The organism is Shinella zoogloeoides, from assembly GCF_030733845.1.
In the GTDB taxonomy this organism is placed as follows: Bacteria; Pseudomonadota; Alphaproteobacteria; order Rhizobiales; family Rhizobiaceae; genus Shinella; species Shinella zoogloeoides_C.
In genome coordinates this window covers 1,491,565-1,507,364 of sequence record NZ_CP132311.1, presented here as the reverse complement: position 1 = coordinate 1,507,364, position 15,800 = coordinate 1,491,565, and the positions used below count along the sequence as shown (strand labels likewise).

Genomic DNA, 15,800 nt, shown 5'->3' with positions numbered 1-15,800 from the left:
GACAGGGGCCCGAAGGCCCCTGCCCTTGTTATCACTTGATCTCGAAGGTCACCATCTGGAGACCGGCCGCGCCATTGTCCGCCTCCGCCTGCTTGGCGAGGTTGACGGCAAGACCGCGGGTCGTCGGCTGCTTCGAGCCGGCTACCAGCTGCTTGGCCTTCTCGGCCGTCAGCTTCTGGTCGCCGAGACCGCCGATCTTGCAGAAGGCGATCATCGTCTCGCCGGGCGACGGCGAATCGAAGGTCAGGTTGCCCGTGCCCGGCTGCGGGATGAGGCGGCGTTCACCGGGATTGAGCGTCGTGCTGCCGATCATCACATCAGGGATGATCTCGACATTGCCGGTATCCTCCACATAGACGACCTGAAGCTCGCAGGCGTGGTTCGTGCTGAGTTCGAAGCTCAGATAGTCCCCAACCTTCGCGCTCGTCGACGGCACGTGCAGGGCAAGCTTCACCTTGTCGGCCTGCGCCTTGTCGTCCTGCTTGTAGGCCGGCACGACATAGGCCGTATCGGTCTGCGTCGGCTTGTCGTAAACCGGCTCCTGCTTCTGCTCGGGTTGCTGACCGGCGGTGTTGTCGACGGCCGGCTGGGTGTAGCCGGTGTTGTTGGTGGCAACGGCCTCCGGGTTGACGCCGCGCTTCAGCGGCTCGAGTTGCAGCAGCGGCTGCAGCATGAAGGCGAACTGCTCCTCGACCTCGACGCGCGGGATCGTGGCACCCGATTCGAGCGTCGCGACCCAGTCGATGCCGATGCGCAGCGCATTGACGTCGGTGAGGCGGCGGATGTCCGACGCGAACTCTTCCGGCGTCATGTCGAATTCGGCAGCGAGCTGCTCGAAATTCAACTCGTCCTCATACTTGTCGGCGAAATAGGTGAAGATCTCGGCGCCGCCGGGAGCCTTCAGGCTGGTCTTGCCGCCGCCGGCCGTCGGTTCGGTGATGCCGAGGCGATCGAGCGCGGCGACGAAACGGTCAGTATCGCGCTTGTAGACCTCGTTGAGCTCTTCCTGCGGCACGTAGACGGCAAGCAGTTCGTCCTGCTGGTCCTTCGAGAACAGCGTCGATGTCTCGATGTGCTCGCGAAGCTGGTCACGCTTGGACAGGATGCCGTCGAAATGGCAGTCGAAGCAGGACCGTGCGTTGATGATCTCCACGCCCTTGCCGATCGGCCTCTTGCGGAAGGAGACGATCGCCGTCGGGCCGATATCGAGCTGGTCGCCCTTGTTCGTCGACAGGTAGTATCCCTGCATGCCGTTCGGAAGCGAGAAGATCATTTCGCCGCCGTCGTGCTCGAAGGGTTCGAGCCCGGCCTTCAGGCGAACCCCGTCAGGGCCTGCCGGGAAGCGCTTGAGCGACTGGCGGCCGACATCGCCGGCGAAGTCGTAGGACTTCCAGTAATAGCCGCCGAAGGGCATGTCGTGGCGCTCAAGCATGCGGTTGTGGTCGGAAACGCCCGAAGAGCCATCGGCGAAGCCTGCACGAACGATGCGGCGGCGCTCGATGTTCTCGTCGACATTCACTCCGAAGCGCTTTTCCAGCTCGATGATGTTGGTCGGCAGCTTCATGAGACGGTTGTAGACCTTCGGCCGGGCGCCGTTGCTCATGAACCAGTCGACGCGCATGATCGGAAGCTGCGTCTGCGTCGCCTTGGCGAGGGAATGCAGTTGCGCATCGCTCGTCGGATCGACGCCGTAGAAATATTCATTGATCAGGAAGTCGTAGTCTTCCTGGCTCCATTCGAGATCACGCAGATCGACGCGCACGAGCAGGCCATCCGAGCCTTCCACTTCCTCGGGCAGGACGAGTTCGGGACCATAGGACAGCGAGTTCAGCAGCTTCTTGAAGCCGCCGGCCAGCACCGTCATGCGCTTGAGGAACGTCTCATGCGTTTCGCAGCTCATCATGCCGTTGTACTGGTCACGATAGCTGAAGTAGCGCATGAACGGCTGGTCGTGTTCGTCGACCTGGGAAATATCGCGTAGCGCCAGTTCCACGAAGTCGAGATATTTCAGCATCGGGCGAACGCGCTGGGTCTGCGTCGCAGAGACCGCGGTCGGGATGGAGGATTGGCTCAGCGAATTGATCCAGTTGGCAAGGCTCTGCACTTCCTCGTCGCTGGGGCGCTTGCCGAGCGGCATGCGCCCGCTTGTAACGCTGGTGTAGAGCAGCGACTTGGAGGCATCGCCCGGCGTCACGAAGGCAGCATTGGCCGCGATCGAGGCAAGGTCGCCCGAGGGGAAGGACCCTTGCGAGCTTTCGCCCGGACCGTGGCAGTTGCGGCAATATTTGCCGATGAAGGCATCCGCCGCCGAGGCGAACTCGGCGTTGCCACCGCCCGCGCCCAGCGCGGTTTCGGCCGTCGCCTCGCTGCAGACGGGCGTGGCGCTTGAGGCGACCGGCGTCACCTTTACCTCGCGGTCGGCAAGGAAGGCGTACATCGCCTGCTTGTCCTCGTCGGACAGTGCCGAAAGGCCCTGTGCGAAACGGCGCATGACCGGATCCGACAGGGGCGAGCCGGAGAGTTTTTTGCCCTCTTCGATGAGGCCCTTGGTGAACACTTCATGCGAGGCAAGGCCGCTCATGCGCGCCTTGGTGATATCGGGGGCGACCGCGCCGGTCAGGCCCTTCTCGCCTTCATAGGCGCGGGCGAGATCGAGACCGTAGGTCGTGGTGCGCGGCGTGTGGCAATCGCCGCAGCCGCCGACATTTTCCACGAGATAGCGGCCGCGCTCCATCTGCGTTTCCTCACGCGGCTGGTAGGCCTGCACGGTGAAGTGGCTGCGCTTCCAGAGCGTGATCGTCGTCTGGCGGCTGAAGGGGAAAGCGATCTCGTGCTCCTTCGAGGCGGCGTCCGACTGCGGCAGCGTCTCGATGTAGGCCTTGATGTCGAGCACGTCCTCCGGCTTCATGCCGCCGTAGGAGGTGTAGGGCATGACCGGGTAGAGATTGTCGCCGTCCTTCTTGAGGCCGACCATCACGGCGTTCAGGAAGTCCGCATTGGACCAGCCGCCGATGCCGTTCGGATGGGCGGAAATGTTCGGCGCGAAGAACTTGCCGATCGCCGTCTGCATTTCCATGCCGCCCGAAAGCAGTTCCGTATTATCGCCGGAACCATGGCAGGCGCCGCAGCCGGCAGCGCCGAACAGGACCTTGCCGTTCTCCGCATCCGCCTTGTAGGTGCCGTAGGCATCCGGCGCGAACTGGTCGATGGCGAAAGCCCCGGCGGGACAGAAGACCGCCAGCGCCAAGCCAAGCGCTGCCGCGAGCCGCGTGCCCGGTCGGATAAGTGATGTGTTGAACACGCGCATGGCTTGTTCCCTTCGCTCCAAGAGGCCGGCGCACCGGCTGGAAATTCGCTCTTTTCACACAATTCAGGACGAAACCGCTTCGTCCTGCTGCTGGATGCTCTACCGAAACTCGAAACGCTCGAACTCGACGCGGCGCGGGGCCTTGCCGAGCTCCTTCAATCCCTTTTCTATGGCCAGCCGCAGGGGCGGCGGGCCGCAGAACCAGAGGTCGGCTTCCGCCGGGTTCATGCTGGTGCTGGAGACCAGCTTCGTCGCATCGAAGCGGCCGTCCGTCGCCGAGTTGTGCAGCACGAAGTTGAAGTTCTCGAGCTTTTCCGCCTGCGCGCGGAACGTATCGAGGCCGATCGCCTCGGCCCCGTCGCGCACGCAGTAGACCATGTGGATATCCTGCCCCTCGTCGCCCTTCAGCCGGCTTGCCATCGCGAGGAACGGCGTGACGCCGATGCCGCCGGCAAGCCAGATCTGCTTCTTGCCGCCGCGCTTGTGATTGAAATGGCCGTAGCCGCCTTCGAGCGTCAAACCGTCGCCGACCGCCACCGCCTCACGTAGCGCCTTGGTGTAGTCGCCGAGCGGCTTGATGGCGAAGCGGACCGTGCCGTCATCCTCGATGCCGGCGATGGTGAAGGGATGCGGCTCGCGCAGGCCGGACTTGTCGACCCGGAAGAAACCGAACTGCCCCGGCAGCGCCTTAAGCTTGCGGCCCTTCGGCCTTCCCGTGATGATCGTCGCGCCATCGTGACGCTCGACATTCGCCACCTCGTATTTTCGCGTGCGCAGCCAGGGCAGCAGTTGCGTGTAGGCGTAGCTGACGATGCCGACCAACGCGAAGAGGTTGAGATAGGTAGCGAGGAACGCCGTGCCGTCATAGGGACGCTTGATGAACATCTGGTGGAAGGCGACGAGCACGAAGAGCAGGCCGATGAAGCGATGCGTGATGCGCCAGTATTGATAGGGAATCTGGAAGCGCGTCTTGGGGATCACCTTCACGAGGCTGAGGACCAGCAGGAAGACGAAGCCGTAGAAGGCCCATTCACCGGCGGTCTTGGCGAGAACGTTGAGGCCGCTCGTCACGGAAAGCCCCTGGAAGTCCGGTGCCACGAAGTAGTGCACCAGGATAAGACAGAGCACCGCGATGCCGATCTTGCGATGGAACTGGTAGATGCGGTCGAGGCCGCCGAACAGCCTTTCGATGAAGGGCGGGCGCGTGGCCATGAACTGCGCTATCCCCATGGCGACGAAGGCCATGGAAGACGCCATCAGCGAAAAGGTCGTGCCCGCATTGGTATGGCTGACGGCCGGCACGGCCAGCAGGCCGGCAAAAACAATCAGAATCGTCGCGATGATAGAACCCGCAGTCAACGTATGCCCCCACAAATGCAACTGGACGGTTCGAACGAAGGGCATGCTGGCAAGGCCCATGGCATTCGTCAACCGCAATCCTCCTATCGACGGGCGGGCTTGCGGCTTTATTCGGGTGCATTTGTGCAAGACCGCCAAAACCCTTGCCGACACCTAATATGCCAACGGAACGAAGCACATAGAAACAGCGGAGGCAGCAGCTTATACGTGCATCATTTCGCGATGGCTCCCGTTTTCGGTCGGTACGTGTCCCTCGCCATCACCCCGTTTGAACGTCTCTGCGCACTATATCCAGACCGTTTTGCCTTTCCGGCCAAATCCCACCACGAAAGACGCCCTCAACCGCTCTGATATACCAGCCAGCTTGTCATCCGATTTGCGACATGCCACCATGTGATATATCAGCTGGACACTTGGAATGACGGAAACCGCGGCGTCGCAAGCTCACCTCGCCTATCTCGCCCTCGAAGGATTGATCGTGACGCTCCGGCTGAAGCCGGGTTCGCTCGTCACGGAAAAGCAGCTCATCGATCTAGCGGGTCACGGCCGCACGCCGGTGCGCGAGGCGATCCAGAAGCTGGAATGGCAGGGACTGATCGCCGTGCGTCCGCGCGCCGGCCTGCAGATTTCGGCGATCCGGCCGGAAGATCATGCCGAGGTCATGGCGACGCGTCGGCAGCTCGAACCGCTCGCCGCAGACCTCGTCGCGCGCCATGCCGGAGACGAGCACAGGGAGCGGCTGGTCGCCTGCGCGCAGACGATGACCGCCTGTTCGATCCGCTCCGACATGGAAGGGTTCCTCGCCGCCGACAAGGCCTTCGACGAGATCATCGAGGAAGCCTGCCCCAACCGTTTCCTGACGGCCGCCCTCGCCCCCTTGCAGACCCATGCGCGCCGGCTCTGGTTCGCCCGCGCCGACAACCGGCATATGGACCGTTCGGTGGACCTCCATGTGAAGGTCATACGCGCGATCCGCAACGCCGACGGAGCGGCCGCTGCCGCCGCCATGACGGACCTGCTCGATTACCTGTCGAACTGAAAACAAAAAAGGCGACCCGAGGGCCGCCCTTTCGCATTGATGCCGAACGCCTCAGTCGACAAAGGCGCGCTCGATGACGAACTCGCCGGGCTTGTTGTTGGCGCCCTCGGTAAGGCCCGCCTGTTCCAGCAGGGCCTTGGTTTCCTTTAGCATCGCGGCAGAGCCGCAGATCATGCCGCGGTCGATCGCCGGATCGAAATGCGGCACGCCGAGGTCGGCGAACATCTTGCCGCTGGAAATGAGGTCGGTGATGCGGCCCTGGAACGGATAGTCCTCGCGGGTCACCGTCGCATAGTGGCGCAGCTTGTTGCCGACGACTTCCGCCAGGAATTCGTGGTTGCGGATTTCCTCGATGAGGTCGAAGCCGTATTTCAGCTCGGCGACCTGGCGGCAGGTGTGCGTCAGGATGACTTCGTCGAACTTCTCGTAGGTTTCCGGATCGCGGATGAGGCTTGCGAAGGGCGCGATGCCGGTGCCGGTCGAGAACATGTAGAGCCGCTTGCCGGGCGTCAGCGCGTCGAGAACGAGCGTACCGGTCGGCTTCTTGCGCATCAGCACGGTATCGCCCGGCTTGATCTGCTGGAGATGCGAGGTCAGCGGGCCGTCCGGCACCTTGATCGAGAAAAATTCCAGTTCTTCGTCCCAGGCGGGGCTTGCGATCGAATAGGCTCGGTAAACCGGCTTCTCGCCTACCATCAGGCCGATCATCGCGAATTCGCCGGAGCGGAAGCGGAAGCTTTCCGGGCGCGTCATGCGGAAGCGGAACAGGTGATCCGTATAATGCTGCACGCTCGTCACCGTCTCGGCGAAAACGCCGGCGGGAATGGCGGGAACGAAATCTTCGGTCTTGGCAGGTGCGTTCATTTCGGGATCGATCCTGGCTGCGTCGGAATAAATTTGACGATAGGCAGATATTACATCTTGACCGGCAAAGGAAGGTATTCCGTTCCAATGCGCCGATTGGCCGCGCAATAGTTTGCCGCGAGCTTCCTTTTCGCGCAACGGCCGGCGCCTGTCCTTGATGTGGCGCAAGACTACACCACGATTGCGGCCTTTCGCCGGTCGGGCCTGAAAAATCAGGCCCGGCGGCGCCAGCTATAGGAGCCGACATCCTGCGAGGGACGCGCGGTCGGCTGGTAGTGATTGTCGATGCCCGGCAGGCGGTTTTCGGCAAGGCGCTTCAGCGCGGTCGCATTGCTGACGGAGAAGCTGTCGATGCCACAGCGCAGCATCAGCGGAATCTGGTCGATCAAAACGTCACCGACCGCCCTCACCTCGCCCGTAAAGCCGAGGCGCGAGCGCAGCAGGGAAGCATGGCTGAAAGCGCGGCCATCGCTGAAGGCCGGGAAAGCGACGGCGACCAGTGCCAGCCGGTCGAGATGCCCCTCCAGCTTGCGCACGTCATCAGCCGGATTGATCACCACGCCGAGGCCCGTCTCGTCCGTCTCGGAAACCTTCGCCAGAAAATCCCCGAGGCCGAGCAGCGCCTTCTCGTTCGAGCCCGCCTTGGTTTCTTCCGTCTCGATGATCCAGGGATCGTCGGCCACGAAGCCGGATTCGTTCCAGATTTTCGTCATGACCATCTCCTCAGGCCGCCGCTGCCGTCTTGTCGCCGTAGAGTGCGTCCTTGAAAGGCTGCGGCCCGACGCGACGATAGGCGACAAGGAAGGTTTCCGAGGGATCGAGGCGAAGGCCGAGATAGGTGTCGACGATGACCTCGATGGCATCCGTCACCTTCTCCGGCTCGAAGCCGCGGCCGATGATCTCGCCGATCGACGTGTGCTCGTCACCCGAGCCGCCGAGCGTGATCTGGTAGAGTTCCTCGCCCTTCTTCTCGACGCCGAGCAGACCGATATGACCGACATGGTGATGGCCGCAGGCATTGATGCAGCCGGAGATCTTAATCTTCAGCTCACCGATCTCAGCCTGACGCTCCGGCGAGCCGAAGCGCGTGGAAATCTCCTGCGCGACCGGGATCGAGCGGGCGTTGGCCAGCGCGCAGTAGTCCAGCCCGGGACAGGCGATGATATCAGTGATGAGCCCGGCATTGGCGGTCGCAAGCCCCGCGGCCACGAGACCGCGATAGACGGGTTCGAGATCGGCCAGCGCGACATGCGGCAGGATCAGGTTCTGCTCGTGACTGACGCGGATTTCGTCGAAGGCATATTCTTCCGCGATGTCGGCGACGGCCTCCATCTGTCCGTCGGTCGCATCGCCGGGAATGCCGCCGATCGGCTTCAGCGAGATCGTCACCATGCCGTAGTCGGGATGCTTGTGCGGCGCAACGTTCTGCTGCACCCAGCGGGCGAAGTCCGGGTCGGCCTTCTTCCATTGCGCAAGGTTGGCCCAGCCCTCGGCGCGGGGGGCAAGCTCCGGCGGCGCGAAATAGGCGGAGATGGCGGCGACATCCTTTTCCGGCAGTTTCAGTTCGGTGTCCCTGAGTTCTGCGAACTCGGCCTCGACCTGCCGCGACAGCTCCTCCGCGCCCATTTCATGCACGAGAATCTTGATGCGCGCCTTGTACTTGTTGTCGCGCCGGCCGTGCAGGTTGTACACGCGCATGATCGCCGTCGTGTAGGACAGGAGATCTTCCTCCGGCAGGAAGTCGCGGATCTTCTTGGCGATCAGCGGCGTGCGGCCCTGCCCGCCGCCGACATAGACGGCAAAGCCGATCTCGCCCTTCTCGCCCCGCTTCAGGTGCAGGCCGATATCGTGCACCTGGATGGCCGCGCGGTCACGCTCCGCACCGGTGACGGCGATCTTGAACTTGCGCGGCAGGAAGGAGAATTCCGGATGGACGGAGGACCACTGGCGCAGGATTTCCGCATAGGGCCTGGGATCGGCGACCTCATCGGCCGCAGCGCCGGCGAAATGATCCGCCGTCACGTTGCGAATGCAGTTGCCCGAGGTCTGCAGCGCATGCATCTCGACCGTCGCGAGATCGGCCAGCGCATCCGGCAGCTCGGAGAGCTTCGGCCAGTTGTACTGGATGTTCTGGCGCGTGGTGAAATGGCCGTAGCCACGGTCGTATTTGCGGGCGATGTACGCCAGCATGCGCATCTGGCGCGCGTTCAGCGTGCCGTAGGGAATGGCGACGCGCAGCATATAGGCATGGAGTTGCAGGTAGACGCCGTTCATCAGGCGCAGCGGCTTGAAGGCATCCTCTGCCAGCTCGCCCGACAGGCGGCGACCGACCTGATCGCGGAACTGTTCCACGCGGCCGGAGACAAAGGCGTGATCGAATTCGTCGTAGCGGTACATGCAATGGTCCTCAGGCGGCCGGCGCGGCCGTCGCGATCAAGCCGGCATAACCGGCGGCATAGGCGATGGTGGGGCCTTCGGCGCGGATGCGCTCGCGCATGCGCAGCGGCCTCAATACGCCATCGACCTCTTCGATATCGACGACGTTGACGTCAACCACCTTGTTGTCGGCATAGGCCTGCTTGCCCGTCGCTTCCAACGCCTCGACGGCCTCCTTGTGGCGGGCGACGAAAGCAGCCTGGAGCCGCTCGTTCCAGTTGCCGGCGGCATCCAGCCAGACGGAGACACCGTCGGAAAGGCGGTTGGCTGTCAGAACCTTGTCGGCCATGTCATGCTCCCAATGCTGCTTTGCTGCGCACGAGCTCGCGCGCGGCAAGCGGTGCGGAATGTTCGAAATTGGCGCCAGCGACGGCATCGCCGATGATCACCATGACCGGGCCGGCGAGTTCGTCGCGATATTCGAGGCCCGGCAGGTCCTTGAGCGTGCCGTGCAGTAGCCGCTTTTCGCGGCGGCTGGCATTTTCGACGACGGCGACGGTCGTCTCGGCCGGCAGGCCCGCATCCATCAGCCGAGCGGCGACGGAGGCGGCCACGGTGCGGCCCATATAGACGGCGACGGTGGCGCCGGAGATCGCAAGCCGCGCCCAATCCGGCAGGACGGCGCCGGTGAGGTCGTGGCCGGTGGTGAAGACGAGCGAGGAAGCGACACCGCGCAGCGTCAGCGGCAGCTCGAAATCGGCGGCGGCGGCGAAGGCGGACGTGATGCCGGGCACGATCTCGTAGGTGACGCCAGCCTGGCGGAGCGCGGCCATTTCCTCGCCGGCGCGGCCATAGACGAGCGGATCGCCGGATTTCAGGCGCACGACGCGTTTTCCCGACTTGCCGAGCCCGACCAGCAGGTCGTTGATCTCTTCCTGCGACTTGGAATGGCAACCCTTGCGCTTGCCGACCGAAAGGCGCTCTGCATCGCGGCGGCCCATGTCGACGATGGCCTGCGGCACGAGCGCGTCGAAGACGATGACGTCGGCTTCCATCATGACGCGCTGCGCGCGCAGCGTCAGCAGGTCTTCCGCGCCGGGGCCGGCGCCGACGAGCCAGACATGGCCCGCGGCCTTGCCCTGCGCGTTCAAAAGCGCGTTGGCGGCGCGGCGAGCCTGCTCGATATCGCCATTATTGACGGCATCGGCGACGGCGCCCTGGAAGAACCGGCGCCAGAAGACACGGCGCGTCACGCCGCGCGGCAACACACGGTCGACGGCCGCGCGGTAGCCGTTGGCAAGGCTGGCCAGCCGGCCGAGCGACGGGGAAAGCATCTGGTCGACCTGCGCGCGGATCATCTGGGCGAGGACGGGGCCCGCCCCTTCCGTGCCGATCGCGACGGCGACGGGCGCGCGGTTGACGAGGGCCGGCGTGAAGAAATCGCAATAATCGGGCTGGTCGACGGCATTGACCGGGATGCCGAGGTCGCGCGCGGCGGTCGAGATGGCCCGGTCGGCGGCCGGGTCGCCCGTTGCCGCGAAGACGAGCGTCGCATCCGCGATGGCATCCCTTGAAAAGGGCGCGCGAACGAGAACGAGGCCCTTGTCGGCGATGAAGCGGGCGAAATCGCTTTCCGGCTCTTCGGCCAGGACGACGATCCGGGCATCCGTATTGAAGAGCAGCCGGGCCTTGGCAAAGGCCTCGTCGCCCTCGCCCACGACAACGACCGTCCTGCCGCTGGTGCGAAAGAACGCCGGGAATGTCGAAAGCTTTTGCTGTGCTTCGGTCATGGCTCGGTCCGGTTGAAGTGTGCGCACTATCGCGAAAATCGGCCAGGAACAAAAGAAACAGAAATTCCAATGCCTAGGGAGGGCGGTATTGTTTTGCTCTGGCGCCCCGCATTTTGAGCATAAGTCACCGGCCGCCCTTGCCTCGCCGCGCCGGCGACCGCTAAGGATGCCGCATACACTCCGAAAGCGGAACCGAGAACGCCATGCAGCCGAGCCGCGACATCGAACGCCTCATCGAAATCATGGCGGCCCTGCGCCAGCCGCAGACCGGCTGCCCCTGGGACGTGGTCCAGACCTTCGAGACGATCAAGCCCTACACGATCGAGGAGGCCTACGAGGTCGCCGACGCGATCGAGCGGAACGACATGGACGACCTCTGCGAGGAACTGGGCGATCTCCTGCTCCAGGTCGTGTTCCATGCCCGCATGGCGGAGGAGCAAGGCGAATTCGATTTCGGCAGCGTCGTAGAGGCCGTCACGCGAAAGATGATCCGCCGCCATCCGCATGTCTTCGCCCGTTCGGACGTGGACACGCCCGCAGCGGTGAAGCTGCAATGGGACGAGATCAAGCAGGCGGAAAAGCGCGAGCGCAAGGAGCGCCGGGCCAGACGCGGCCTGCCGGAGGATCCGCTCACCGGCTATCTCGGCTCCGTGCAGCGCTCCTTCCCGGCGCTCGTCGAAGCGCTGAAGCTTCAGGAACGCGCGGCCAAGGTCGGCTTCGACTGGTCCGAGCCCGCGCCGATCCTCGACAAGATCGAGGAGGAGATCGGCGAATTGCGCGAGGCGCTGCGCAACGACGACAAACGCGCCGTTGCCGACGAACTTGGTGACCTGATCTTTGCGCTGGTCAATATCGGCCGCCATGTCGGTGCCGATCCGGAAATGGCGTTGCGCGGCACGAACACCAAGTTCCGCAGCCGCTTTTCCCACATAGAGGACAGCCTTTCGGCCAATGGCGAAAGCCTCGAAGGGGCGACGCTGGAGCGCATGGAAGAGCTTTGGCAGGCGGCCAAGAGGATCGAGCGCAGCTTGGGTAACGTTACGTCAAATACGTAACGCCACGTCAGCGCTCCCAATCCTCGACGACCCGCTTCGCCCCGTTGCCAAGCCGGCGGTCGAGTTCGGTGGCTTCGGTTTCCGTCAGCCGCAGTTCCAGCCGCACATTGCCGTCTTCGAGGTCTTCGCGGGAATCGATGATCGAGTGGTCGTAGATCCACGGCAGAAGCTGCAACTGCATGACCGGCACGACGACGTCGCGGTCGACCAGCACGCCGGAAAGCCGCTGGTTGATCTCGCCGAGCAGACGATCGATGCCCTCGCCCGAAATCGCGGAAACGGCGATGACGTTCGGCTGGGTCTGCGCCTTCTGCACCAGCGCGTCGCGCGCCTCGGGCTCCAGCCGGTCGATCTTGTTCCAGACTTCGAGGATGCGTTCCGCACCGTCCTTCTCGTCAATGCCGAGATCGGCGAGGATGCGCAGCACGTCCGTAGATTGCGCACCGTTGTCCGGGTCGGACATGTCGCGCACATGGAGGATGAGATCAGCTTCCAGCACCTCTTCCAGCGTCGCGCGGAAGGCGGCGACGAGGTGGGTTGGCAGGTTGGAGATGAAACCCACCGTATCAGAGAGGATGACGGTGCGGCCCTGCGGCAGCTTCATGCGGCGCAGCGTCGGATCGAGCGTGGCGAAGAGCATGTCCTCGGCCAGCACCCCTGCCCCGGTTATGCGGTTGAACAATGTGGACTTGCCGGCATTAGTGTAGCCGACCAGCGCCACGATCGGATGCGGCACCTTCTTGCGCTTGGAACGGTGAAGCTGGCGCGTGCGGCGCACCTGCTCCAGCTCGCGTTCCAGCTTGACGATCTTGTCCTGCAGCAGCCGGCGGTCGGCTTCGATCTGCGTTTCGCCGGGGCCACCCATGAAGCCTGCACCGCCGCGCTGACGCTCAAGGTGGGTCCAGCTTCTGACGAGGCGGCCGCGCTGGTAGTTGAGATGGGCAAGCTCGACCTGCAGCGTGCCTTCCTTGGTGGAGGCGCGCCGGCCGAAGATTTCGAGAATGAGGCCCGTCCGGTCGATGACCTTGGCGGCCCACTCCTTCTCGAGGTTGCGCTGCTGCACCGGCGTCAGCGGATGATCGACGATGACGAGGCCGGCATCGTTCTCGTCGAGCGCCGCCTTGATCTCCTCGATCTTGCCGGTGCCGAGCAGCGTACCGGGCTTAGGCTGGCTGACGGGCACGATGGCCGAATGGACGATGGTGAGATCGATGGCGCGCGCGAGACCGACGGCCTCTTCCAGGCGCGCCTCGTCCGAGCGGACGCTCGCCGCCGTCGAATCGGATTTCGCGCGTGACACCTTCAACACCGGAACGATGACGACGGCGCGCATGTCGTCCCGGTGCTTCTCAGCCTCCGGAACGATGGAATCCTTGCTTGTATCGGATTTTTTAATGGTCTTGGGTCCTGTCAGGAGCCGCTTTCCTCGGTCTCGAACATCTGCAGCGGCTGGCCCGGCATGATGGTCGAGATCGCGTGCTTGTACACGAGCTGCGAGTGACCGTCGCGACGGAGCAGCACACAGAAATTGTCGAAGGAGGTGACAACCCCGGTCAGCTTGACCCCGTTGATGAGAAAGATCGTCAGGGAAATCTTTTGCTTGCGAACGGTATTAAGGAAAAGATCCTGCAGGTTCTGAGAACGTTCCGCCATGGCGCCGCTTCTTTCTGATTGCCGGCCCTTGAGACCGGTTGACTGATAATAAAATGTCCCCGTGCCCGGCAAGAAATTCCGGGACCGTCGATTTTGGTATCAAATCGCGGTCTTCTCCGCAACGGCGAAAAAGGCCTCCCGGATTTTCTGCGCGGTCATGCCGGGATGGCCGTTTGCGATCGTGTGTCCGTCGATGGAAACCACCGGCAGGCAGATCGTCGTCGCCCCGGTGACGAAAACTTCCCGCGCTTCCAGCATCTCCGCCACGGAGAACCGCCGCTCCTCGACCGCGATACCCAGTTTTTCCGCCACATCCATCAGCGTGGTGCGGGTGATGCCCTTGAGGATGCCGTGGTCGGCGGGGCGCGTGACAAGCGTTCCCACTTTGTCGACGATCCACAGGTTCGTCGCGCCGCCCTCGGTCACGTTGCCGTCGGCGTCGACGAAGATCGCTTCCTGCGCGCCCGCCTCCTTCGCCTGCTGGCGGGCCAGCACGTTCGGCAGGAGGCCGACGGTCTTGATATCGACCCGGCCCCAGCGGTTCTCGGCGACCGTGATCGCCTTGATTCCCGCCGCATATTTCGCCGCGTTCACGGCAGGGTTCATCGATTTCGCCGTCACGACGAAGGATGCCCTTACCTCCGGCGACGGGAACACATGGTCGCGCTTCGCCCTGCCCCGCGTCACCTGGAGATAGACCATGCCATCGACGACGCGGTTGCGGCGCAGCACCTCGCGCATGATGCCCACAAGCGCCGCGCGCGGCATCGGCGGGCGGATGCGGATTTCGCCGAGCGAGCGGTCTAGGCGGTCGAGATGGCGTGTCAGATCGACGATCAGGCCCTGCTGGATCTGGCAGACCTCGTAGACCGCGTCCGCGAAGACGAAACCGCGGTCCTCGATGGAGACCGCAGCCTCGGCATGGCGGACATAGCGACCGTTGACATAGGCGAAGCGAGGCATGGAAGACCCTAGAAGTACTGGATGCTGACGCGGAAGAGCTGTTCGACATGGCGCACGGCGGCCGCGGCGGCAAAGAGCACGACCCGGTCCTTCGCCTTGATCTTCGTGTTGCCGTCCGGCCGGATCACCGCCTTGTCGCGATAGATCGCGCCGATGCGGATGCCGGGCGGCAGCTCGATCTCGCGCAGCGGCTTGCCGACGAGCGGAGAGGTTTCCAGCGCCTCGGCCTCGATCACTTCGGCCGAGCCCTTCTGCACCGCATAGACCGAGCGGATGCGCCCCTTGCGCACATGTTGCAGGATGCCGGAGATCGTGACGGCGCGCGGGTTGATATGCGCATCGATGCCGAGCGACTTGGTGAAATCCTCGTAGGCCGGATCGTTGATCAGGACGAGGTTCTGCTTGCAGCCGAGGCGCTTGGCCATCACGCTGCCGAGAATGTTGATCTGGTCGTTGTTGGTGAGCGCGACGATGAGGTCCGCGTCCTGGATATCGGCCTGCAAGAGCATCTTCTGGTCCAGCGCGGAGCCATGCAGGACGACGGCGTTGCGCAGCTTGTCGGCGACCGCCACGGCCCGTTCGCGGTCGCTCTCGATGATCTTCAGCCGGGTCTTGGGCTGGTAGTCCTCGATGGCCTTGGCGACGAAATACCCGATATTGCCGCCGCCGGCGATGACGATGCGCGCCGCCTCCTGCTCCTCGTGGCCGAACAATGCCAGCGTGCGTCGCACATGCCCCTTGTCGCAGACCACATAGGCGAGATCGCCGGAGTGAAGCTGGTCCGAGGAGTTCGGCACGAAGAGCTTGCCGTTGGAGAAGATGCCCGTGACGGTGGCGCTGAGATCGGGGAAAAGCTCGCTTAACTGCTTCAGCGGCGTCTCTACGACCGGGCAATCCTCCATGCATTCGATGGCGACCATGACGATGCGGTCGTCGGCAAAGCGCACGACGTCGGTCGCGCCGGGAAAGGAGATGCGCCTGAGCACCATCTTGCCCACCTCCACCTCAGGCGAAATGGTGACGTCGATCGGCAGGTTCTCGCGGGAGAACAGGTCGGAATATTCCGGCGCCAGATAGTTCTGCGAGCGGATGCGGGCGATCTTGGTCGGCACGTTGAACAGCGAATGGGCGACCTGGCAGGCGACCATGTTGATCTCGTCGAACAGCGTCACGGCGATGAGCATGTCCGCCTGGTCGGCGCCGGCCTTCGCCAGCACTTCGGGGTGCGCGCCATGGCCGACGACGCCGCTGACGTCGAGCGTCTCGGTGATGGCGGCAATCAGCGAAGGCTGGTTGTCGATGACCGAAACGTCGTTGCCCTCTTCCGAGAGCCGTTCTGCGATACCGTAACCGACGCGTCCGGCGCCGCAGATGATGACTTTCATGACGTCGAA

Annotated in this window: 13 protein-coding genes; 2 read left to right on the top strand and 11 right to left on the bottom strand. The window is 63.7% G+C overall.

What is annotated here, in order from left to right; translation table 11 throughout:
• Window positions 1-31: 31 nt before the first annotated feature.
• Together Q9316_RS08495 and Q9316_RS08490 are read right to left on the bottom strand one after the other, a co-directional pair.
• Window positions 32-3,307, bottom strand: a complete 3,276-nt coding sequence (locus tag Q9316_RS08495) for a c-type cytochrome (protein ID WP_306034746.1) — start codon at window positions 3,305-3,307, stop codon at window positions 32-34.
• Window positions 3,308-3,406: 99 nt separating this feature from the next.
• Window positions 3,407-4,666 carry a ferredoxin reductase family protein gene (locus tag Q9316_RS08490; protein WP_306034745.1) on the bottom strand — a complete coding sequence of 420 codons (1,260 nt, stop codon included), beginning with the start codon at window positions 4,664-4,666 and terminating at the stop codon, window positions 3,407-3,409.
• 418 nt (window positions 4,667-5,084) lie between these two features.
• Between Q9316_RS08490 and Q9316_RS08485 the strand changes: the two genes are divergently transcribed.
• Complete coding sequence (locus Q9316_RS08485; RefSeq protein WP_306034744.1) at window positions 5,085-5,705, top strand: GntR family transcriptional regulator; 621 nt, start codon at window positions 5,085-5,087, stop codon at window positions 5,703-5,705.
• 51 nt (window positions 5,706-5,756) lie between these two features.
• Here the strand turns inward: Q9316_RS08485 and Q9316_RS08480 are convergent, their stop codons facing one another.
• From Q9316_RS08480 to cysG, 5 genes are all read right to left on the bottom strand, one after another.
• Entirely contained in the window at window positions 5,757-6,569 is an 813-nt protein-coding gene (locus Q9316_RS08480; RefSeq protein ID WP_306034743.1) for a ferredoxin--NADP reductase, read from the bottom strand.
• A 212-nt stretch (window positions 6,570-6,781) separates the two neighbouring features.
• A complete protein-coding gene (locus tag Q9316_RS08475) occupies window positions 6,782-7,282 on the bottom strand; it encodes a DUF934 domain-containing protein (RefSeq protein WP_306034742.1) in 501 nt (166 codons plus the stop codon).
• A 10-nt stretch (window positions 7,283-7,292) separates the two neighbouring features.
• Window positions 7,293-8,966 (bottom strand): nitrite/sulfite reductase, encoded by a 1,674-nt coding sequence (locus Q9316_RS08470; RefSeq protein WP_306034741.1) that lies wholly within the window; start codon window positions 8,964-8,966, stop codon window positions 7,293-7,295.
• 10 nt (window positions 8,967-8,976) lie between these two features.
• A complete protein-coding gene (locus tag Q9316_RS08465) occupies window positions 8,977-9,294 on the bottom strand; it encodes a DUF2849 domain-containing protein (RefSeq protein WP_306034740.1) in 318 nt (105 codons plus the stop codon).
• Between the two features lies 1 nt (window position 9,295).
• On the bottom strand, window positions 9,296-10,735 hold the full coding sequence (gene cysG, locus Q9316_RS08460) for a siroheme synthase CysG (protein WP_306034739.1): 1,440 nt from the start codon (window positions 10,733-10,735) through the stop codon (window positions 9,296-9,298).
• 203 nt (window positions 10,736-10,938) lie between these two features.
• Between cysG and mazG the strand changes: the two genes are divergently transcribed.
• The gene (gene mazG, locus Q9316_RS08455; protein WP_306034737.1) at window positions 10,939-11,790 is read left to right on the top strand and encodes a nucleoside triphosphate pyrophosphohydrolase; all 852 of its coding nucleotides are present in this window, start codon (window positions 10,939-10,941) and stop codon (window positions 11,788-11,790) included.
• A 7-nt stretch (window positions 11,791-11,797) separates the two neighbouring features.
• Here mazG and hflX read toward each other — a convergent pair whose 3' ends face one another.
• The 4 genes from hflX to trkA form a co-directional block, all read right to left on the bottom strand.
• Entirely contained in the window at window positions 11,798-13,123 is a 1,326-nt protein-coding gene (gene hflX, locus Q9316_RS08450) for a GTPase HflX (protein ID WP_306034735.1), read from the bottom strand.
• Window positions 13,124-13,200: 77 nt separating this feature from the next.
• Window positions 13,201-13,443 carry an RNA chaperone Hfq gene (hfq, locus tag Q9316_RS08445; RefSeq protein ID WP_023514954.1) on the bottom strand — a complete coding sequence of 81 codons (243 nt, stop codon included), beginning with the start codon at window positions 13,441-13,443 and terminating at the stop codon, window positions 13,201-13,203.
• Window positions 13,444-13,542: 99 nt separating this feature from the next.
• Entirely contained in the window at window positions 13,543-14,406 is an 864-nt protein-coding gene (locus tag Q9316_RS08440) for a D-amino-acid transaminase (protein ID WP_306034733.1), read from the bottom strand.
• 8 nt (window positions 14,407-14,414) lie between these two features.
• Window positions 14,415-15,791 carry a Trk system potassium transporter TrkA gene (gene trkA / locus Q9316_RS08435; RefSeq protein ID WP_306034732.1) on the bottom strand — a complete coding sequence of 459 codons (1,377 nt, stop codon included), beginning with the start codon at window positions 15,789-15,791 and terminating at the stop codon, window positions 14,415-14,417.
• Window positions 15,792-15,800 lie beyond the last annotated feature (9 nt).